The organism is Prevotella fusca JCM 17724, from assembly GCF_001262015.1.
Classification (GTDB): Bacteria; Bacteroidota; Bacteroidia; order Bacteroidales; family Bacteroidaceae; genus Prevotella; species Prevotella fusca.
Window position 1 is genome coordinate 1,176,486 of the sequence record NZ_CP012074.1, and the last position, 23,354, is coordinate 1,199,839.

At 45.3% G+C, this 23,354-nt stretch carries 12 protein-coding genes; 3 read left to right on the forward strand and 9 right to left on the reverse strand.

What is annotated here, in order from left to right; genetic code table 11:
* Positions 1–277 precede the first annotated feature (277 nt).
* Positions 278–1,270: a malate dehydrogenase gene (locus ADJ77_RS04950; RefSeq protein ID WP_050696092.1), complete on the forward strand. Its 993-nt coding sequence runs from the start codon at positions 278–280 to the stop codon at positions 1,268–1,270.
* A 113-nt stretch (positions 1,271–1,383) separates the two neighbouring features.
* On the opposite strand, the gene ADJ77_RS04955 is transcribed toward ADJ77_RS04950, so the two are convergent.
* From ADJ77_RS04955 to gltX, 8 genes are all read right to left on the reverse strand, one after another.
* Complete coding sequence (locus ADJ77_RS04955; protein ID WP_025078265.1) at positions 1,384–2,631, reverse strand: hypothetical protein; 1,248 nt, start codon at positions 2,629–2,631, stop codon at positions 1,384–1,386.
* A gap of 136 nt (positions 2,632–2,767) precedes the next feature.
* Positions 2,768–4,942, reverse strand: coding sequence for a TonB-dependent receptor (locus ADJ77_RS04960; protein ID WP_025078264.1), 2,175 nt, complete (start codon positions 4,940–4,942; stop codon positions 2,768–2,770).
* Between the two features lie 434 nt (positions 4,943–5,376).
* The gene (gene nanU, locus ADJ77_RS04965; protein WP_050696093.1) at positions 5,377–6,966 is read right to left on the reverse strand and encodes a SusD family outer membrane lipoprotein NanU; all 1,590 of its coding nucleotides are present in this window, start codon (positions 6,964–6,966) and stop codon (positions 5,377–5,379) included.
* A gap of 19 nt (positions 6,967–6,985) precedes the next feature.
* Complete coding sequence (locus ADJ77_RS04970) at positions 6,986–10,339, reverse strand: SusC/RagA family TonB-linked outer membrane protein (RefSeq protein WP_025078263.1); 3,354 nt, start codon at positions 10,337–10,339, stop codon at positions 6,986–6,988.
* A gap of 714 nt (positions 10,340–11,053) precedes the next feature.
* A complete protein-coding gene (trpS, locus tag ADJ77_RS04975) occupies positions 11,054–12,142 on the reverse strand; it encodes a tryptophan--tRNA ligase (RefSeq protein ID WP_050696094.1) in 1,089 nt (362 codons plus the stop codon).
* A 41-nt stretch (positions 12,143–12,183) separates the two neighbouring features.
* Positions 12,184–12,672: a hypothetical protein gene (locus ADJ77_RS04980; RefSeq protein WP_025078262.1), complete on the reverse strand. Its 489-nt coding sequence runs from the start codon at positions 12,670–12,672 to the stop codon at positions 12,184–12,186.
* Positions 12,669–13,904 carry a 3-deoxy-D-manno-octulosonic acid transferase gene (locus ADJ77_RS04985; RefSeq protein WP_025078261.1) on the reverse strand — a complete coding sequence of 412 codons (1,236 nt, stop codon included), beginning with the start codon at positions 13,902–13,904 and terminating at the stop codon, positions 12,669–12,671. Before ADJ77_RS04985 ends, ADJ77_RS04980 begins: the two co-directional genes overlap by 4 nt.
* A gap of 33 nt (positions 13,905–13,937) precedes the next feature.
* Positions 13,938–15,455 (reverse strand): glutamate--tRNA ligase, encoded by a 1,518-nt coding sequence (gene gltX, locus ADJ77_RS04990; protein WP_025078260.1) that lies wholly within the window; start codon positions 15,453–15,455, stop codon positions 13,938–13,940.
* A gap of 141 nt (positions 15,456–15,596) precedes the next feature.
* On the opposite strand from gltX, the gene ADJ77_RS04995 reads away from it, so the two are divergent.
* Positions 15,597–17,648 (forward strand): HD family phosphohydrolase, encoded by a 2,052-nt coding sequence (locus tag ADJ77_RS04995; RefSeq protein ID WP_025078259.1) that lies wholly within the window; start codon positions 15,597–15,599, stop codon positions 17,646–17,648.
* Between the two features lie 808 nt (positions 17,649–18,456).
* Complete coding sequence (locus ADJ77_RS05005; RefSeq protein WP_025078257.1) at positions 18,457–20,142, forward strand: membrane protein; 1,686 nt, start codon at positions 18,457–18,459, stop codon at positions 20,140–20,142.
* 716 nt (positions 20,143–20,858) lie between these two features.
* Here the strand turns inward: ADJ77_RS05005 and priA are convergent.
* Positions 20,859–23,165, reverse strand: a complete 2,307-nt coding sequence (gene priA / locus ADJ77_RS05015; protein WP_050696219.1) for a replication restart helicase PriA — start codon at positions 23,163–23,165, stop codon at positions 20,859–20,861.
* Positions 23,166–23,354 lie beyond the last annotated feature (189 nt).

Consider the following 23,354-nt stretch of genomic DNA (forward strand, 5'->3'; position numbering starts at 1 on the left):
TAGAAAGTTCATATACATTCCGACTAACTCCTACATCCTCCTAATGCTTATGTAAAATTTCCCTCGTTTTCGCTGCTAAGTTAAACAATTAAATCAGAACCCCCAAAGCAAGCCGAGCAAGAATTATTCAAATTGACAGACAGAGTTTACAAAGCCCTGTCTTTTTTATAAATAATAACACATTTATTCCATAATATCTTTCTCACATGGTCATTTTTTTCGTAACTTTGCCGTATCGATATCAAGGGAATTAAACTTTTAAATTAAAATATCTATTATGAATTATTTAACAAATGAGAAACTCGTTATCGTCGGTGCTGGCGGTATGATTGGTTCAAACATGGTTCAGACCGTTCTTACACTTGGACTTACTCCTAACATCTGTCTGTATGACATCTATGAGCCAGGCGTTCATGGTGTATTCGACGAGATGGAGCAGTGCGCTTTCCCAGGTGCCAACCTCTCTTACACCGTTGACCCAGCAGAGGCTTTCACAGGTGCTAAGTACATCATCTCTTCTGGTGGTGCTCCACGTAAGGAAGGTATGACACGTGAGGACTTGCTGAAGGGTAACTGCCAGATTGCTGCTGACTTCGGTGAGAACATCAAGAAATACTGCCCGGACGTTAAGCATGTTGTTGTTATCTTCAATCCTGCTGACGTTACCGCACTGACAGCTCTTATCCACTCTGGCTTGAAGCCAAACCAGCTGACATCACTCGCTGCCCTTGACTCTACCCGTCTGCAGCAGGCACTGGCTCATGAGTTCGGTGTACAGCAGGACAAGGTTACCGGCGCACACACCTATGGTGGTCACGGTGAGCAGATGGCTGTATTTGCTTCTAAGGTGAAGGTTGACGGCAAGCCATTGTCAGAGATGGGCCTCTCAGCTGAACGTTGGGAGGAAATCAAGCACCACACAGTACAGGGTGGATCAAACATCATCAAGCTCCGTGGTCGCAGCTCATTCCAGAGCCCGGCTTACACAGCTGTCAAGATGATTGAAGCTGCTATGGGTGGCGAGAAGTTCACCTTGCCAGCAGGTTGCTACGTTAACGACGAGAAGCTCGGCTTCAAGAACGTTATGATGGCTATGCCTACCACTATCGACGCTACTGGTGTTCACTACACTGAGCCAACAGGTACTCCAGAGGAGATGGCTTCTCTCCAGGCTTCTTACGAGCACCTCTGCAAGATGCGTGACGAGATTATCGGTCTCGACATCGTTCCAGCTGTTGCAGAATGGAAGAAGGACAACGCTAACTTGTAATTTAGTTGACAAGTCGACAAGTTAATGGGTCGACAAGTTAATTGAGTAACAGAAGATAATTAAAAAGGCAATCAACTTTTCGTTGGTTGCCTTTCTTTTTTTCGTCACAATCATTACTTCTCGAAGCTATGGAAGAAGCTCGGATTTCCTTTCACCTGTATGACTGGACCAGCCACCTCTTTCGTATCAGGATTATAGGTGTAAAATCCGTTCGCCTTCTTGTTGGCACTTCCGAAGACAATCAGGTTCTTATGCTTGCCGATGGATATTCCTTGTGGATTGCCGATTTCCATTCCCTTTATAACAGCCATCGTCTTCTGCTTCAAGTCGATGACAACAGGAATATTGGTAAGACTGACGTAAGGATTCTTCAGTCCATTAGGGTCAAGACCGTATGAGTTGGCATAGGCATAAGCTATTCCATTGCCACCATAGAATAACGTTGCAAGGAAGTCGGCATGCTTAGTTGTCAAACCTGCAACCTCAGTCTTGTCAAGACGGATGTAGTAGTCGGGATCGATGTCTGTCGAACCATTCTTTATGCGTACGATACCACCATTAAGTCCTGGGATGAAGCCGAATGAACCGATACAATTGATATAAATGTCCTTATTTTCATCCATAAAGATAGAACCTGCATCTATCGGACGTGTGGCGAAGCACATTTCTATAGATGTGTTAACGATATGCTTTTCAACCTTGTCAGTCTTCACATCAATCATTGCCAGTTCAATGTTGTTACACGTAGGCATATACTGTCCATTCATCTGATTCAATCCGACAAAAAGTTTACCATCACGGATAATCATAGCAGCAGGTGCGACTCTCGTCTCTTTCTGTTTCAAGTCATTGAGATCAATATCAGCAATCTTTGTCATCGTCGTAGGATTAAATATCCTCACTATACCAAGACCTTGCAAGCTGGCATACGCTTTCTCCTTACTTGCTTCCACAATGTTGCAAGCAGCAGCACTAGCAGGAATAGACAGTGCTCCCTGCTTTACCCACGTGCCATCACCATTAATTTTGTAACGTGTAATCTCCGCTTTCGTGTTGCCCATATAGTCAGGGAAGGTATAGACACTCCCTGACTCCGTTACAATAGGTGTAGAACCAAAACCACAAGGAATACTGTTGCTATTGTCATAAGTACCTGGCAAGAAACTTGGTAATGCTTGTAGATACACATTACCACTATTGCCTTCCGGATTAGTGATACCCGTAGCAAAAATAACACCATTGAAGTCCTTATCACCTGGATTTGGCTTAGGAGCAGGCGTTGGATCATCACTATTACTGCTACAAGCAGTAAATAAAGCTGTTAGAGTAACAGCAAAAAGAAACGAACTAAACTTTTTCATTGTTATGTAATTTATTGTGGAAATTATCTATGAACCATATTATCAAGCGGAATAGCAATACATGAAAAACTGACGAACTTCGTTTTACCATGCTTTAGAGCCTTGGAAAGTTCACCGCTTCATACATTCCATAATCCTATTTGAATAAATATCTAATCTTTACTCCAACATATCTGCCAGGCAATGGGCGGTTAAACTCTGAGACAACACGTCGATTAGCAAGATTCTTCATCTTAAAAGTCAATATCCACTGATCATTCTTAAAGCTATGCTCAACAGCGGCATCCATAGTCAAAGAAGCTGGAATCTTCTTATCTTGGTTTTTACTCATCTCAAAATCATAGAAATACTTATGCACGTATGAAGCATCTAAAAGCAAACGAGTGTTCTGCCCCTTACCTCCAAAGAGATTCTCTTTATGTAACTCAGCACCAAAGTTTGCTAATAAATAAGGTATGTTGGGGATGCGTTTCATATAAGTAGGATTCTCAACATTAGTACCTGGAGTTAGCTTTCTCACATCCCGAAGATCTTGATAAGTAGCATTCGCATAAAGATAAAGTACGGGACAAACATCTCCCTTCACCTCAAGTTCCACGCCTCTTGTACGCACACTACCAAAGTTACGATAGCGAGCCATTGTAGGAATCATATCTGGAGTGAATCTAATCATGTCTTTCAACTGATTATAAAATCCGTTCAACTCTATCTCAACCAGTCCATCATCCTGTTTTAGATGTCGATAGAGTACACCAACGTTTACGCCCGACGTGCGTTCTGGTTCCAATGCTGGTGATGCAAGTATGGAATATCCGTTTCCTATCAGCTCCTCACTTGTAGGTATGCGGACTTCAGAATTGAAAGATGCTTTTAACATCAAGTCGTTTGTAAACTTATAACGAAGTGCATCACTGAATCCAAAATAAGACTTTGATATCTTCACAGGCTCTGGCTCTCGCACAGAATAAACATCTATACTACGCGAATGTGATGTGAAGATAAAGTTCTTTAAAGTAAAAGCATTCTGGAAACGACCTCCGAATAACGTTAAATCATAAGACAATCCTGTCGTCAGCGTATTCATCTTACTTGGGAAATTTGCGCGAAAACCCAAAGACTTATCCATTAAGGAATCATTTGGATGAAGTGAATTCCTATCAAAGTAAACATTCAGATTAATGCCATGATGCTTATCTATGGTATATCCCAAATTAAGCTTCGACGTCAACTCGTTCGACCGATTTCTTCCATCAGAAGGGAAGTTATTCAGCTCTCCTCCGTATGGAGAGACCGCAGGCAACTTGTTTCCGTCCCAATCATAACGATTTGATGCTTTATCATTCAAACCATATCTGCCAATGATATATCCTATATCAAAATCAAAGTCGAGACCATCCAAAAAGAAGTTCTTACGCTTTAGGGTCAATGCCGTCACACCACTAACAGAATGATTATAAGCCTCACGCACATCAAGATCGATTCCTTGTACCTCCTGGCGCGTCTTGAGGAAAATAAGTTCCCACTTCATTTCATCAAACCACCATTTCGTAGCCTTAACAGACATTCCAGCCATAACTTTATTGAACTTATCATGGTCTCTTTCCACGATTCTATTGTCCAAATTTGCCAATGTCATTTTGTAGTTGTTCTTCGCAAACGAGAAAGCACCGCCTATACCAAACTGTAAACCAGTTTTTTGATCCGTACGTTTAAACACAGTTGACACCTGATGCGTGTTAAACGAGCCAAGTTCGTATGAGAAATCAAAATAAACAGGCGGATATTCTTTCGTTACTACGTTAACAGCACCTCCTAATGCAGAACCGCCAAACTTATAAGGGACAATACCTTTATATACCTCTATACGTTCTATCATATTCGTTGGGATATCATTTAAGGTAACAAAGTTGCTCAACTGCGACATGGGCGTTTCGTCCACATACATACCCATACGTTTACCTTCCAAACCACGAAGTGAGATTCGGGAAGCACTGCCTAAACCTCCCGTGTTTCGCACTGTGACTCCGACCGTATGTGCAAGTACGTCATTAATATTTGATGCCGTTCCTTGTAATTGGCGCTGCCCTATAACGGATACGGGCATTGCCGACTCCTTCAACTTCCTAATTTCGCTACGTGCTGTCACCATAACTTCTTTCATTTCAACAGTCGTATCACGCTTATTCACCTCTTGCGAATTTCCTCTAAGCATGAAAAAACTTGAAAAAAGTGTTAGACAAATCGCCTTTCTATATAACGAACAAGTATTATACACCCCTTTGCAGATAAGTGTTTTCCTGTTATTTTTCATCTAACTTGTAGTTTAAAGACTCCGTGTTACAACGAATAGAGTCCTAAGTAAAAAATATGTATTCAACTATCAATGCAAAGGTAGAAAATAATAGAGTGTGGTACAATACCTAAAAGTTAGTAAACCATACCATAGAAAGAACTAAACATATTGTAGTCTAATACCCTATTTGAGTTTAATTCATGCTTAGCACCATTGGTGCTGAGCATGAGCACCATATGTGCGGAGCATCAACACAAGGTTTGAAGATGGTATATAAAAATCATTATAACCTATGACAAGACACGAACAAACGATTAATACACATAATGTTTGCCTAATAGCATTAATAGAAAACAGAGCGTCTTGCTAATTATAAGCAAAAGAAAAGGGGAAAGGCGAGAACACTCCCTCACACTTTCCCCGATGATAGTAAAACTTAATGGTCCTTTGAATTAATCTCCATAGCCAGGAGTCTGCTTCAATTCGGCATTGGTTGACTTCGTTGTCTCATCAATAGGCCACAACAAGCGATTTGCATTTGCTGTTGAATACTTTGTTGCTTTATCGAACAAACGGATATCATGCCAACGCTTTCCTTCAAACAGGAACTCACGCAGACGCTCTTTCAGAATAGCCTCTATCGGGTCTTCATCACCACCAACAAATGGATTGTCGGTATAGAAACTGGTCAAAGCAGCACTACCGCCACTGCTGACTTCGTGCGGATACTGCACTTCCCGATGTGCATTGAAATAGGCTGCACCGTAAGCACGGAGACGCACCTTATTGATTTCAGCTGCAGGGTCCTGCCCTAAGAGAACCTTTGCTTCAGCCATACCAAGCAGGCACTCGGCATAACGATAGACTGGCTGGTCATCATACCATGATGTTGCCGACCCGCCGGCAAGCAGTGTTCCATGGAACTTATTACATATATTGCCTACATAGGCATCGCCTGCTGCTCGGTAAACATCCGCCAACGAGCCCTTCTTACGCATATCGTTGTCGTCAGAAAACAGCTTAGTCCACAAACGCTTGTCAAGAGGGAAGCGCATCACTCCACTGCCTAAACGCAGGTTCAGATGGTTTGACTCGCTGAACTTGATAGGCTTTCCAGCATCATCATGCAGACGGTAAGCACCGACGTTCTGCTTGTTCATCACGAGTGAAGTATAGAGTCCATTCCACAAAGACGCTTCGTTCTCACGATTATGAAGAGCATAAATAATCTCTTTGTTCTCCTTATTATCATAAGCAAAGACTTTCTCAAAATCATCGAGCAGACTGACGTCAGCATTGTTCTGGACATCCTGATAAGCAGCCAAGGCTACCTGATAGTCAGCTGTACCGCCACCCATCTGCCGACCACTCCACAGATATACTTCGCCCTTGAGCATCTTAGTAGCGGCAAGCGACCAGTAAGTGCGCCCATTGACGAACTTATAGTTGTTATTGTAAGCCGTTTCAGATGCCTGAATATCAGCTTTAATCTGCGTCATCACATCAGCTGCAGGGTCCTGCTTGCGTGCAACCTTACTCAAATCGATGGTCTTGCCCTCTGTATGCTGCAGATAAATGATAACATCTCCATAGGTACGGAGCAGCTGGAAGTACAGGAAAGCACGCATACCATACGCACCACCAAGAAAGTTGTTCTTCTGCGCATCGCTCAGATAGCCGGCTTCATTCACCTTATCTATCATCAGATTAATCTGATTAATGCCCGTATAAAGACCTCCGAAGTTGCCTACAACAGCACTACTCTTCTCAAGTGTGTTGTTCCACAGGCGTTCATAGCCCTGTGGTGCCTCTCCACTGAAAGAGGTTCCGCTATAGATACTGGTTCGCATCTCTCCCCAGATAATATACTTGTCAGCGTAGCTTCTCATCCAGGAACTCAATCCCTGGTTAAAAGCCTGTGCCTGATCCGAATTCTTCCAGTAATTTGCATCTGTAATCGTACTGGTAGGCTCTATGTCCATGCAGCCTGCCAGAGAAAAGCCCAGAACAGTAACTGCTATATAGGATAGTAACTTTTTCATTGTCGGTAACATTGATTAGTTAAAATGTAAGGTTTAATCCAAAAATAAGTGTGCGTGGGGTTGGATAACGACCGTAGTCATATCCACCTGCCGGTTCTGGCGAAGCACCATCATAAGGAGTCATATAAAAAAGGTTCTGCCCCGTCAGATAGACACTAGCATTCGACATCTTTATCGCATTTATCCATGTTCTTGGCAAAGTGTAGCTGAGAGTTATCTCACGTAAAGCCATGTAGCTTGCCTTCTCGAAGAACTTGGAGCCTTCACGCCAGATGTTCTGCTTGTTCAGCTGGTCGGCATAGCTGAATGCCGGATAGCTGGCGTTCGGATTACTTTCTGTCCACATATCCTTTACATTATCAATGAGATTGAACTGTCCTTGGAACTGTCCCATAGAACGAGCCTTGAGGTCATTGTAGATAGTATGGCCTAAAGCATAGTCGAAACGTGCGTAGAACGACAGGTTCTTGTAGCTCAATGTAGTTGACCACCCACCTGTAACGGAAGGTCTTGCATTGCCAAGCACCTTACGGTCAAGCGAGTTGATGATGCCATCTTCATTGATATCTTCCCAGCAGACATCCCCCGGCTCAATCGCCTTCCAGCCCTTAGAGTTCTTATAGAGCACACCCGTCTGCGGGTTAACCTGGTCAGCAAGACCCGGACCATACAGCTTGGCAATATCATCAATGCGTGTATTGGCGTTTGCCTTCACATCATCCCAGTCCTTGAAGATATGGTCCTGGCTGTAACCATAGAGGTCGCCGAGTTTCCCACCTTCACGATAACCACCAATCCACTTGGTAGGTGTCTTGCCTGAAGCATCAACCTTGCCCGCAGCAACCTCTACTCCTTGCAGCTGATTGAAAGGACGGTCACTCTTAGGAAGCTGTATAATAGTATTCTTTACCGTTGAAAGATTGAAAGAAAGATCCCAACGGAGACTGTTCTTCAAGTGAATAGGAGTAGCGCGGATTTCCATCTCAAATCCCTGGTTACGCAGTTTACCCAAGTTAGTCTGTATAGAAGAGAAACCCAAGTAAGAAGGAAGATTCACGCTTTGCAGCAGATTACTTGTATTACGAACATAGTAATCAAGAATCAATGACAGACGGTTCTTGAAGAAGCCGAGGTCAAGACCAGCCTCGAAGGTATGACTCTGTTCCCATTTCAAGGCTGTATTCACAAGCGACTGGTCGAAGAAAGCCGTGTTGCCATGATAATTTGAAAGCTGACCATAGACACCATATATATAGAAGTCTCCGATTCCACTCACATTACCGTTGCTACCGTAGCTGATACGTGGTTTGATATTGCTGACGAAGTTAGAGAGCTTTGATTCTTTCCAGAACTGCTCCTCCATCATGTTCCATCCTAAAGAGACACCTGGGAAGAAGCCCCAACGATTGTCCTTCAGCTTGGAATTACCATCATAACGGAAGGTGAACGTAAGCAGATACTTCTGTTTGTAATCATAGTTGAAGCGTCCGAAGAGCGATTCAATACGGTTACGTGATTTAAAGGACTTAGGATTATCATCCTTGTCAGCACCGGCATTGAGCGTAGGAATATCATCCGTCGGAGAATTCTTTGTAGAAGCTTTCATCCAGAAATAGCTGTAGTCATAATACTCCGCACCAAGCATGAGGTCTACATTATGATGATCAGCAAACGTGTCAAAATAGTTCAATGTCGCATTGAGCTGTGTCTGCGTATCCTTGAACATATAGGCGTATGCACGGCGTGTTGTATTGATGTTTTTAGGATTGCTCTCTGTATAGAAAGCCTTGTTGAAGTTTTCCTGCTGATCAAGCACATGATAAACCGAGGCATTGGTTGTCAATGTAAGATGCTTAGGTATCAAAGTAAGATCGAATCCGAGATTGAATGTCTCTGAACGTGTCCCGTTGCTTGTCGTGAGCTTGTCATTCCAATACAGGTAGTTACCATCCGAACTGCTCCAGCCCGGTGCCGGAGATCCATCCTTCAAGTAAGGATTCCATGTAGGACGCTGAGAGCGGGTACGATAGAACAGTGAACTCCATGAACCGAAGTAGCTGTCAGGCTTTGTGTACCATGTATACTGTGCTCCGGCACGCACCTTCAGCCAAGGCTTGATTTGATAATCACCCTTCACATTACCCGTAAATCTCCTGTAAGAAGTATTGCGAACAACTCCGTCTTCATTGTAATAACCCAATGAAGCAACGAAAGAGCCCATGTTATTACCGCCGCTGAAGCTCATATAATGATCCTGAGTAAACGTCTGCTTATGGTAAATTGCATCCTCCAACTGACCGCTATAGTCCTTGAAAAGAAGTTTTGACCCGTCTACCGGTCCGTAATAAGGGTCGTCCATAAGCTGCCATCCCTCCTCAGCGAGCAGTCTCTTATGCTCGGCATTCGTCTCATCGTAATACATCACATCGGTACGCGGTGTGTAATGTGTGTATCCCCAGCCCGAATATCCATTCTGTGCATCGACATCGGCAGCCTTGCCGTGTCCTTCCATAGCGTTGGCATAACGCTTGAAGCCCATTCGGTTATAGTAAAGATAATCCCGGGCATTCATGAAGTCATAGTCGTTGCGCTTGAAGTTCACACCAAGTTTCATGCGATAATTGATACTGGAAGTTCCGCTCTTCGCACGTTTTGTTGTTATAAGAATCACACCACCGTTTGCTCTCGCACCATAGATGGCTGTTGAGGCTGCATCCTTCAGCACTTCTACTGACTCGATATCTGATGGATTGACCTCAGACAACGTACGCTCAACACCGTCAATGATGACCAATGCAGGCGCACTTCCTGTAATAGAAGCACCTCCACGCAGTGTGATTGATGGAGCTGTACCGGGCTGACCAGAACTGTTGACTACCTGAAGACCGGTCACACTACCCTGCAAGGCATTACCCACATTGGCAAACGCAGCGGCGTCCAGCACCTTGTTGTCCATCTTTGAGATAGCAGTTGTCAGGGTAGCACGCTTCTGCTGACCACCATAACCTGTTACGATGATTTCATTGAGCGCATGCTGCTCTTCTTTCATTTTCACCTTGATTTCCTGTCCGTCCCATTTCACTTCCTTGGTATCCATACCAATATAGCTGATAACGATAACGCTACCGGGCTTGATATTCGGCAGAATGAAACGGCCGTCCAAGTCGGTTATAGTACCATTGCTCGTACCTTTTACCTGAATTGTGGCACCAATGACGGGATCTCCATGCTCGTCAAGAATAATACCTGTGCATTTTCCTGCCTGCTGCACGCTCTGGACCGGCAGCTCTGGAGCTGCAAATCCATGCGTTGGCATCAAGAAAGATACACCCATACATAACGTAAAACCAATTGGCTTGATGTGTAAAGTCATACGCATCTAACTTTTAATAGATAAAGATTGATTAGGTTCCTCCCACAAAGCATACGGCAAGGAGAACCATACCTGCAGCAATACGGAAAGGATATAAAATATTTATGAGAACTCTTCTGGTCAGGAAACAGATGTATCATAAAGAAGAAATCTCCCCCCTTCTCGCCAAGAGACTTCTGTTTTTGATTCGTTCCTTTGTTTAGGTTATTTTAGGCAAATGTATGAAGATTTTTTAGTTAGCACAAATTATACTAAGAGATATTTTACAAATAAAAGTTAATTTTAATCAGGTCTGAAACAGAATCCTTTGGCTATCAGATAAAAGGCTATTCTTCATCTACTTTTCTTCTATTATCACTTTTCACAGTCCTCTTTGCGGGAAATGTAATAAAAATTCACGAGCTCGAAAATCAAAGATGCTTTATTGGACTCGAATTAAGGCTTAATTGGCTTCTAAAAGATGCTCTTTTAAAGGCTTACTAACGCCCTTTCGAACCCCAACTAAGCACCTTTTCTTGCACTACTTTATAACACGCTGAATATAGGGCAGTTACAAACACGAAGAAAAACAACTTTCAAAGCTGTTTTTACCATCTATACACAAGGTTTTATGTAAAGTTATTTCAAAACATGCTGATATAAAAAAGCAGTCTCATTCCTTCTATAGAGAGAAGGAATGAGACTGCTATATAAATCTAATGTTGAGCAATAGACTTACTTCTGTCTAAATCTCTCAGCCTGACTTTGAATCAACTCCATATCCTCGAAGTAGTTAATCTGCATTGCAGCACGTACCTCATCCATTGTCCGGGCAGCAGCCTCACGTGCCTCGAGTGAGCCTTTCTTGAGGATATTGTAAATCTCCGGGATGTCCTGTTCGTACTCACGGCGACGGGTACGGATAGGATCCAGCATCTTGTTCAGTACGCTATTGAGCAGTTTCTTACACTTCATATCACCAATACCACCGGCAGTGTAAGCAGCCTTCAGCTCATCAAGGTTCTGGAACTCCGGCCAGAACTCGGCAAAGTCCTCATCCGTTGAGAAGGCATCGAGGTAAGTAAACACGGCGTTACCCTCAACGTGCCCCGGATCAGAAACATTCAAGTGCGTTGGGTCAGTGTACATTGTCTTCACCTTCTTCCACACAGTATCAGCATCATCAGAGAGATAGATACAGTTACCAAGGCTCTTGCTCATCTTCTCCTTTCCGTCCGTACCAGGCAGACGACGTGCGGTTGCGTTCTCTGGCAACATGATATTCGGCTCTACAAGTACAGGAGCATAAATCTGATTGAAGCGGCGAACAAGCTCACGTGTCAACTCCAACATCGGCTCCTGGTCCTCACCAGCCGGAACGGTAGTAGCCTTGAAGGCTGCAATGTCAGCTGCCTGCGACACAGGATAAGCAAAGAAACCCATCGGGATGTTGGCTTCAAAGTTACGCATCTTGATTTCGGTCTTCACCGTCGGGTTACGTTGAACACGGCTTACACTGACAAGGTTCATCAAGTAGGTGGTCAATTCTGCCAGTTCCGGAATCTGACTCTGGATATAGAGCGTGCATTTCTCCGGGCTCAAACCGGCAGAGAGGTAATCCAAAGCCACCTCAATGATGTTCTGACGGATTTTCTCCGGGTTGTCAGCATTGTCAGTCAGTGCCTGTACGTCTGCCATGAAGACAAACATCTTATCGTAGTCTCCGAGATTCTGAAGTTCCACACGACGGCGGAGAGAACCTACATAGTGACCCAGGTGAAGTTTACCTGTCGGGCGGTCACCAGTTAAAATAATCTTTCCCATGTATCTTTTTTTGTTTTATTCTTTATCTGTATAGCTGCATCTTATTCATCGTATGCAGCATCCGCTGTGTCACCAGGTTCCTCTGGAGCTTCTTCGATATACTCTTCCTCCTCCTCTGGAGCTGTTTGAACAGGAGCAGTCACGACTGTATCAACAGACGGAACTGCCTCTTCACGAATAGGAGTCTCGTAAGGAATTGTATCGTTAGGGATGACATCTGTCACGGGGTTCTCGGGTGAAGAAGGCTGGAAAGCAAAATAAGCACCCACACCGGCCGCCAGCAGAAGCAAACCGATAAGGACGCCCCAGAGAATGGCTTTGTTGCTCTTCTCTGGTGTTTCTGTCTGCAACTGCTGTGCCTGCGGCTCATAAACAGCCTGCTGGTCATATTGCTGCCCGGCACTTACCAGAGGCAGCGTCACTTCCATGACGCCCTGACAATGAGGACATTTACACTCGATGGTCTGTCCTTCTTCTGCCTCGACGATAAACTGTGTACCACAGTTATCACATGTTATCTGATATTTCATAACTTTACGTTGCTAAGAACCTTATTTGTTGCACCTGCCAGACTCTGGACATAAGCACCTGCCAGACAACCACAGGCATTGCGGTATTCCTTGTCTGCAGCAAAGCGATTCATCAACAGGCTGAAACTCTCAAGGTCGAAGATCTCAAAGCCACCACCATCACGCAGGAGTCCCTGTGCTTCGGCAAAATGCTTGTTGTTCGGACCGAAAAGAACCGGCATATCCCATACCGCAGCCTCAAGGACATTGTGGATTCCGACACCAAAGCCGCCACCCACATAGGCTACATCACCATAATGATAGATGGAGGACAGCAGACCGAAGCAGTCAATAATCAGCACATCAGCCTCGGCGACATCCTCTTCAGTTCCCTGTGTGTAGCGCACTACCTTCTTATCCCTTATCAGTGAGAGGATAGTCTTCAGATGGTCTTCACCGATAACGTGCGGTGCGATGATGAGTTTCCAGTCCTCGTGCTCATTGAAATACTTGAGGAAGATTTCCTCATCGGGCTGCCATGACGAGCCTGCCACAAAGACTTTCTTCCTGTCGGCAGCACCGCCGTTGACGAACTTCTCAACCAACGGAAGCTGCTTACTTGCCTCCTTAATCTGCAGGACACGGTCGAAGCGGGTATCACCTACCACCATTGTATCCGAAATACCAAGTCTGCCCAAGAGTTCCTTACTCTCTTCATTCTGGACGAAGAAGCGGGTGAAACATCTCAACACACGACCGTAACTGCTGCCATACCACTTGAAGAATATCTGATCCGGGCGGAAGATACTCGACACACTATAGGCAGGTATGCCACGATGCTGCAGGATATGCAGGTAATTATACCAGAATTCATACTTGATGAAGAACGCCATGACGGGGCGGACTGTACGTAGGAATCTGCGTGCATTGCCCACCGTGTCAATCGGAAGATAGGTGATGATGTCTGCTCCCTCATAGTTCTTCCTCACCTCATAACCTGAGGGAGAAAAGAAAGTAAGCAGAATCTTGTATTGCGGATAGTCTTTCCGTATCTGCTCTATCAAAGGACGACCCTGTTCAAACTCACCCAATGAAGCAGCATGAAACCAGACATATCGGGCATCTGGCTCCAGCTTATCACGTAAGACCTGCACTGCCTCCTGTTCGCCCCGCCACATCTTGCGCAGCTTCTCATTGAAAATACTGCCCACGGCGATGCCGAACTGGATGGCATACATTATTATATTATACATACTCGGCTCAATTAATTTAGCCTTTCAAGATGCTTACCCAAGCACATCGATAGCCTTGCGCATACGCTTCAAGGTCTCCTCCTTGCCGAGAAAAGCTGATATATCAAACATACCAGGACCCTTACCGATACCAACGAGGGTGAGTCGAAAAGCATTCATGATGTCGCCAAGTTTATATCCCTTGTCCTCAACCCACTTCATTACAACAGGCTCCTGGCCCTCGATGCTGAAGTCTTCAATTCCTTCCAAGACATCTGCCAGCTCTGTCATCTGCTGTGCAGAATATTCCTTCCAACGTTTCTTGATGGTCTTCTCGTCGTAAGTTGTCGGTGCAATGAAGAAGAAAGAGCAAAGTTCCCAAAGCTCCTTCACGAAGCTGACACGATCCTTCATCATGTGTACAACCTGTGTCACCTGCTCCATAGTAGCCTCAACACCATTGTTGGCAACAATCGGTGCAAAGAGTTGTGCTATCTCATCATCGCTCTTGCGGAGGATGTATTCGTGGTTGAACCATATACCTTTCTGATAGTCGAACTTAGCCCCACTCTTTGAACACTTCGTAATATCGAATGCTTCCACAAGTTCCTCAAGAGAGAAGAGTTCCTGTTCTGTACCGGGATTCCAGCCCAACAGTGCCAGGAAATTGACTACTGCCTCAGGGAAATAGCCGCTCTCACGATAGCCGGAACTTACTTCACCTGTCTTAGGGTCATGCCACTCCAATGGGAACACCGGGAAACCAAGACGGTCACCATCACGCTTGCTGAGCTTACCCTTGCCCTCCGGCTTCAGCAACAGTGGCAGATGGGCAAAGCGAGGCATACTGTCTTCCCAGCCGAAGGCACGGTAAAGCAGCACATGCAGCGGTGCACTTGGCAGCCATTCCTCACCGCGGATAACATGAGAGATGTCCATCAAGTGGTCATCAACAATGTTTGCAAGATGATAGGTAGGCAATTCGTCAGCACTCTTGTACAAAACCTTGTCGTCAAGGATGTCACTCTTGATGCAGACATCACCACGAATCATATCATTGATATGAACTTCCCCACCCGGTTCCACCTTGAAACGGACAACGTACTGCTGCCCATCATCTATCAGGCTGTCAACCTCTTCCTTCGACATGGTCAAGGAATTACGCATCTGAAGGCGGGTGTGAGCGTCATACTGGAAATTTTCAATCTCCTTACGCTTCGCATCCAACTCCTCTGGAGTATCAAAAGCAATGTATGCCTTGCCGGCATCCAGCAGCTGGTCAACATACTCCTTATAAATGTCACGGCGTTCACTCTGGCGATAAGGACCGTGTTCGCCGCCGAAGCTGACACCCTCATCAAACTTAATTCCCAACCATTCAAACGAGTCAAGGATGTATTCCTCAGCTCCAGGAACGAAACGGTTAGAGTCAGTATCCTCGATACGGAAGACCAGTTTGCCGCCATGCTGACGGGCGAAAAGGTAGTTATACAAAGCAGTACGCACGCCACCAATATGCAAAGCACCTGTAGGACTTGGGGCAAAGCGCACTCTCACATTTCTTTCTGCCATTGTCTTAAATATTATTTTTCCTGCAAAATTAATGTTTTTTTTTGACTATCCGCCATATTTTTAGTATTTTCGCAAGTTGTAAGAGCATTAACGCAACAAGATACAACAAGTTATAAGAACATTAACGAAACAAGATATAAAATGATAAGATTCAAAAACATCAGCAACCCCTACTGGCGCAATATGGTTTCAAAGACGGTATTGGTCATTGTAGCCGTAGTACTGATAGTGCTTTTCCTACCTCGCACAAGGGGCAAGCTGTTCCATTATGACGAGGGCAAGCCATGGCTGTACGGACAGCTGATTGCAAAGTTCGACTTCCCGATCTTCAAGACGGATGAAGCCTTGAAGACTGAAAGGGACTCCATAATGAAGAACTTCCAGCCTTACTACAACATCAACCAAGCCGTAGAACAGAAGAAAATCAACCAGTTCAGGCATGCCTACAAGAATGGTATTCCAGGCTTGTCGCAGGAATATGTTGACGTTATCTCCCACCGCCTGCATGAGATTTACGAGGCTGGAGTGATTGACCCGCAACAGTACTCCGCACTTGTCAAGGACAGTGACAACCTCATACGTGTCGTAACGGGCAAGCAGGCAGTGAGCGTTCCTATCAGCAAGACCTTCTCAACCCTTGGCGCCTATGAGCATCTGTTCATGGACCCGCTGCTCGGACCGAAGCGTTCTGTGCTGCAGCAATGCAACCTGAACGAATATATTGAGCCTAACCTCCTGTATGACAAAGACCGTAGTGAGACGGAAATGAACGACATGCTCAGTCTTATTCCACAGGCATCTGGAATGGTATTGGAAGGGCAGCGTATCATTGACCGCGGCGACATCGTTGATGCAAAGACTTTCCGTGTATTGAATTCCTTTGAACAGGCGATGGAGAAACGTAAGGCTTCCGAGGACGAGATCACCTCAACTTTCATCGGGCAGACCATCTACGTGCTGATTCTCATCTGTCTCTTCACGCTCTATCTGGCACTTTTCCGAAAAGACTATTTCGAAAAGCCTCGTTCCATTTCCCTGCTTTACGTGATGATAGTCATCTTCCCTATCCTCACTTCATTGATGATGGAGCATAACATTCTCAGTGTCTATATCCTGCCATTCAGCATGGCTGCGATATTCTTCCGTGTGTTCATGGATTCACGAACGGCATTCATCGGACACATGACTATGGTACTTATCAGTGCGGTTGCCGTGAAATACCAGTATGAGTTCATCATCGTACAGCTTGTAGCGGGACTCGTAGCGATTTATTCCTTGCGGGAACTGTCAAAGAGAAGTCAGATTTTCCTCACTGCGCTCCTTGTCACCATCGGTTCAGCAGCTGTCTACCTCTCCCTCCAGCTCATTCAGGCAGACGACCTGTCAAAGCTCGACCAGACCATGTATTACCACTTTGCAGCCAACGGCTTCTTCCTCCTCTTTACCTATCCGCTGATGCTGGTTATCGAAAAGACCTTCGGATTCGTCTCAACAGTAACGATGTTTGAGTTGTCAAACACGAACAGCGAGCTGCTACGTCGGCTCAGCGAAGTAGCACCGGGAACCTTCCAGCACTCCATCACTGTCGGTAATCTTGCTACCGAGATAGCGAGCAGAATCGGCGCAAAGAGTCAGCTGGTGCGTACCGGCGCACTCTATCACGACATCGGCAAGATGCTCAACCCTGCTTTCTTCACCGAGAATCAGGCAGGCATCAACCCACATGACAAGTTGAACGACCTGGAAAGTGCACGTATCATCATCAGCCATGTGACCGAAGGATTGAAACTTGCAGAGAAATACAACCTCCCACGTGAAATCAAGGAATTCATCACGACGCACCACGGTGCCGGACTGGCAAAGTATTTCTATATACACTACAAGAACGAACATCCCGACGAGGAAGTCAACGAGGAACAGTTCCGTTATCCCGGACCTAATCCTTTCACACGTGAGCAGGCTATCCTCATGATGAGTGATACCGTTGAGGCTGCATCCCGTTCTCTGCAGGAATACACTGAAGAGAGTATCAGCGAGCTGGTCAACCGACTGATTGACGGACAGGTTGCTGATGGCAACTTCACCGACTGCCCTATTACCTTCCGTGACATCACAGCTGCCAAGAACGTACTCATCGAACGCCTGAAGTCAATGTATCACACACGTATCCAGTACCCGCAGCTGAAGGTTTAGAAGGCTAACAACAAGCAGCCCCTCCCCTTCCTCTTCCCCTCTCCGAAATGAGGGACGTAAACATCGAGACACCCCAGTGAGTTACGACAATAGTAACTTACTGGGGTATCTCTTTCTAACCCTTTTATTTATTACTCTTTTGCCATTTACCTTTCTCAAAGTCCTTTTATCTTTGCTAACAGCTCTGTGTGCTCTTCAACCTTTTGGTTCTCAGTGTGAGAAAAAAGGTTCTCCCATTAAATGCGTAGACACCTACGCATATAATGAATATAGCCTCAAAGCGCATTTGAAATATCTTGACAATTATACAGTCGTCAGGCTCAAAAAGAAGTGCGAAAATGACGGATTTCAGCAACATTGTAACCCGCAGTAAATCAGATGTTTGCACATTCGTATTTCAAAAGGGCGTTAGTTGGGGTTCAAAAGGGCGTTAATAAGACCTCAAAAGGGCGTCTTTTCAAAGCCAATTGGGCGTCTTTTCAAAGCCAGAAGAGCATCAGTTTGATTTCACGCTTTGAAATATTTGTACAAAATATTATTCGGATCACCACAAAGACAAATAATGACAGCTTTTATACAAGCATAATGATGAATATCCACACATTTAACTGAAGAAGCAGAAAAAATCTACGTGAGCACCGTGCTCTCTGTGTGAAACATAATGAATTGAAAACTTTTGACCTTTCTCTTTTCCCTGCACATTTTAACTAAAAGTGAGAAAAAACAATCTAAAATTTGGAAGATTAGAACAATATTTATAACTTTGCAACCAAATTCTATAAGTTTTATATACACTTACAATTCAAAAATGAAGTATCAGAAGACTGCCATTGCTGCTGCATTGCTCGCAATGGCAACAACAACACAAGCCGGAGGACTGCTTACAAATACCAATCAGAACATCGCTTTCAACCGTAACTTCGCACGTGTAGGTGCGATAGGTATTGACGGTGTTTACTTTAATCCGGCTGGTGTAGCATTCCTTGACCAAGGTTTTCACCTCTCTCTTAACTTCCAGAACATATATCAGACACGTGAGATAACATCTGCTTTCAGCGTGCCTGCATTCGCAGGTACACCTCACGAGTATCCCTTCAAGCTGAATGGAGGAAACCCTACAGACGGCAGCAAATCCTACATAGGAAAGGCTGCTGTGCCTATCCTTCCTTCTTTCCAGGTGGCATACAACAAGGACAACTGGAGTTTCCAGGCGGGATTCGGCTTGACAGGCGGTGGCGGAAAGGCTTCTTTCAACGAGGGTCTGCCCAGCTTCGAGCGCCAGATTTCCCTCCTTCCTGCCCTGATTAACCAGCAGCTGCCCACTTTTGCAGCTCTTCTCGGACAGAATGAGACGCCTGCCACATCTTACAGTATGCAGAGCTACATGAGCGGTCAGCAGTATGACTTCGGACTCCAGCTTGGTGTTGCCTATAAAATCAATGAGCACCTGTCAGTATTTGGTGGTGCACGTTTCAACTACATCTATAACAAGTACGAGGGCAACATCACCAACATCTCAGCAAATGTGGGTGGAAACAACCAGAACCTCTACGACTACTTCGACTCAAAGGTAAAGGCTCTGAACGAGAAGGCAAGCGCATTGCAGGCACAGGCTGCCGCTGCACAGACTCAGGCTGCCGTCTATCAGGCACAGGCAAATGCTGCAACTGACCCGGCGACAAAGGCTCAGCTACAGGCCGCAGCCGACCAGTACACAGCTGGTGCACAAAAAGCAAGCGAAGGAGCAAAGAAAGTTAGCGCAGGTGCTGACAAGCTGAACAGTACCAAAGAGGACGTAAAAGACCGCTATGTAGAGGTTTCCCAGCGTGGATGGGGTGTCACTCCTATCCTCGGCATCGACTACCGCACTGGCAAGTGGAACTTCGCTGCACGTTATGAATTCACAACGAAGTTCAATATTGAGAACAATACGAAGCGTGATGACACCAAACGTTACGAGAACGGAGTGAACACTCCTAACGACATCCCTGGCATCCTTGCCCTCGGTGCACAGTATGAGGTACTGAAAAACCTCCGTGTCATGGCAGGTTACAACTACTACTTCGACAAGGACGCACGCATGGACAACAACAAGCAACGTTTCCTCAAACACAACACACAGGAGTTCCTGGCAGGTGTAGAGTGGGACATCAATCCTGCTGTCACCGTCAGTGCAGGTGGCCAGCGCACGCTCTATGGTCTCGGCGATGGCAAGTATCTGACTGACCTCAGCTTCGTAACCAGCAGTTACAGCTTCGGTATCGGTGCCAAGATAAAGGTTGCCAAGAATGCTCACCTCAATGTGGCTTACTTCTTCACAAACTACTCAAACTTCAAGAAGGAGTACAACGATGCAGTTGTCGTTGGCAAGGAGCAGGTGAAACAGCCAGACGGTACCGTTCTGACACAACCAAAAACCATCCCAACAAAGAACACCGACATCTTCACCCGAACCAACAAGGTACTCGGTGTAGGACTGGATATTGATTTCTAAAACACAATAATTCTACCGTTTTATCACAACTAATACCATTCGGAGGCAGCTGGAATCGTCCAGTCTGCCTCCGTTCTTTTTCTGATTATTATTCCTGATTACTTGTGGCTTCCAACTAATATTTATGTATTTGCAACAGAAAGGGATAAACTTATGGGAACAACTGTATCAATCCCTCGCATCAAGGATTGCTTGCAAACAAGCATACCAAGAGAAAAAAGTTAGAGAACTTGAAAAGGATTGCAAGTCAACCTATCAGCTGAAGAAAAAGAGATTCTCTTCAGTAGTAAGGGCTTTGTACGTGTCCCGAAAAAAGGAACTGGCAACAACCTTCTTAAAAGAGCATATCTGATAATACGCAAAAGCGAATTGAAAAACGATCCCCTACTTATCAACGACATCGTTGACGGTTTTAAGAAACTTTACCCTTACTTCGACTGACATTCCTCTCTAAGACACTTACAAGCGGACACTATGCCTTTCTATTATACTTGTCATTTACAGGAGCTCATGACTTTCAAGATGACAAACAAAGACAAACGTAAGGCTGACGAACTGTAAACCATACCCTTGTGACAAGCTCTTTTTGAATTCTTTTCGTGAAGAGAAATATTTATTTACATGAAAAAAAATATTTCTTCTCATGAAAATAAATATTTCTCTTCATGTAAATAATTTGGGAAAGGAGATTTTAGAAAGGATACAAACATCTGAAATTATAATGGATCAACATCATAATACACCTGAAGAGCACCATACCGCTTATCCTTTAACATGGCATCCAATGCACTACGGAGATACTGGCGGACACGTGGATAGTCGATACCATTCTCCAACTTGAGCATTATTTTCCGTATATTCAGCGTCTTCACACGTGCCACAGAAGGTTTGTCAGGACCGAGAACACGGGTTCCGAAGATTTCACGCAGCCTGCTGCCAAGCTCCAGTCCGGCAGTATTCACAGTATTTTCATCCCTATGCTTTAAATAAACATAGACAAGACGATGGAATGGAGGATAATGAAATTCACGTCTCTCAGTCAGTAAGTCGGAATAGAACGACTGATAATCGTTTCGCATCACCTGCTGGATGACAGGTAGTTCCGGACTCTTTGTCTGTAGGATTACCAATCCCTGCCTACCCTTTCTGCCAGCCCGCCCACTCACCTGGCTCATCATCATGAACGACTGCTCGTAAGCACGGAAATCGGGATAGTTCAACATCGAGTCCGCATTAAGGATTCCCACGACCGACACCTTATCGAAGTCAAGCCCCTTTGAAATCATCTGTGTACCTATCAGAAGATTACTCCTGCCCTGCGAAAAGTCATTAATCAGCCGTTCATAGGCATTGCGTGTGCGTGTCGTATCAAGGTCCATACGGGCAATGCGAGCATCGGGAAAAATGTTACGGACTTCATCTTCTATCTTCTCCGTACCATAGCCACGTCCCCGGATGTCGTTACTCTCACAACAGGGGCATACCTCAGGTACTTTCATCGTATAGCCGCAGTAGTGGCAGGAGAGGTAGTTCATGTTCTTATGGTGGGTCAGCGACACATCACAGTCGGGACACTTCGGAACCCAACCGCACTGCCTGCACTCCACCATGGGGGCAAAGCCACGACGGTTCTGGAACAGGATAGCCTGTTCGCCACGCCCCAAGGCTTCACGCACAGCCGAGAGCAGACGTGGAGAGAAGGGACCTGTCATCATCTTCCGACGGTAGAGGTCCTTGATGTCTACCACCTCAATCGCCGGCAATTGTATGTTTTTATAACGACGTGTCAACTCCACAAGACCATACTTGCCCTGTTTGGCATTGTAATAACTCTCCATAGAGGGTGTAGCAGTCCCCAAGAGTGTCTTTGCACCGGGATACATCCGTGCCAGGACGATGGCTGCCGAACGGGCATGATAGCGAGGTGCAGGGTCCTGCTGCTTGAAACTCTGTTCATGTTCTTCATCAATTATCACAAGCCCAAGCCGATGGAATGGGAGAAAAACGGCACTCCGTGCACCCAGTATGACATCGTATGGCGTTGCAGACAGCTGTTTCTGCCATATCTCCACACGCTCCGCATCGCTGTACTTACTGTGATAAATTCCCAGACGACTACCAAACACCGCCTTCAAGCGTTCTGTAATCTGCACCGTAAGGGCTATCTCTGGCAGGAGGTACAACACCTGCTTGTGTTCATTGAGTGCTTTCTGAATAAGGTGGATATATATTTCCGTCTTCCCAGAGGAGGTCACTCCGTGCAGAAGCGTCACAGGATGCCCCATCATCTGCAGGAGAACATGATTGTAAGCCTCGGTCTGTGCATCATTCAATGGTTTCATATTCTCCGGATGTGGTGGTTCCCCATCATTCAGTCTACCAACCTCTTTCTCGTAGGTAACAAGGATTTTCCGATCCTGCAACGCCCTGACGACAGCAACCGAGGTATGGGTTACGTTCATCAGTTCCTCTCTTGTTACTTCACGAAGCACAGTATCAGGTGTAATTCCCCCCATTTCATCGACTCCAGCCAGCTGCAGATAAGCCATGAGAACTTCCACTTGCTTCGCAGCACGCTTCATCGAGTCAATCATCAGTGTGAGCGTGCGATCGTGCCGGAAGTTGTCAGCAAGACGGATATAAAGCTCTGTACGGGGACGATAACCACACTCTTCTTTCAGTCCCGAGGGCAGTGCTGCCTTGTAGACATCACCGATAGGCGACATATAGTAGTCAGCTATCCAGTGCCATAGCTTCAGTTGCTGTGGAAGGAGTACTGGGGCATTATCCAGTACATCAATGATATTCTTATAGGTTATCTTCTTTCCACCCACTATAGATTCTTCCGATGGATTCGGTATATTTACAGGATAACCTGCAACAATGCCTACATAAGTCTTGCTCTTACCCAAAGGTACAGACACACGCACGCCGGCAGTGACCCGTGATGCCAGAGCATCGGGCACACCGTAGGTGAAAAAGCCCTCAAGGGGAAGGGGTAAGATGATGTTAGCGTAAGTCATTGCAGCTTTTGATTTCCTGCCAGCCATTACTGGCTGTTCCTTAAAACAGAATTGGTTTGAATACAAAGTTACGAAGAAAGATGCAATTACACAATGATGACGGTGCCCAATAAACAGAAAAGATTACAAACAACGGATTGCAACAAAAGGAACATGGGAAGATTAAAAGGATTTCTAAAACTTGCATCT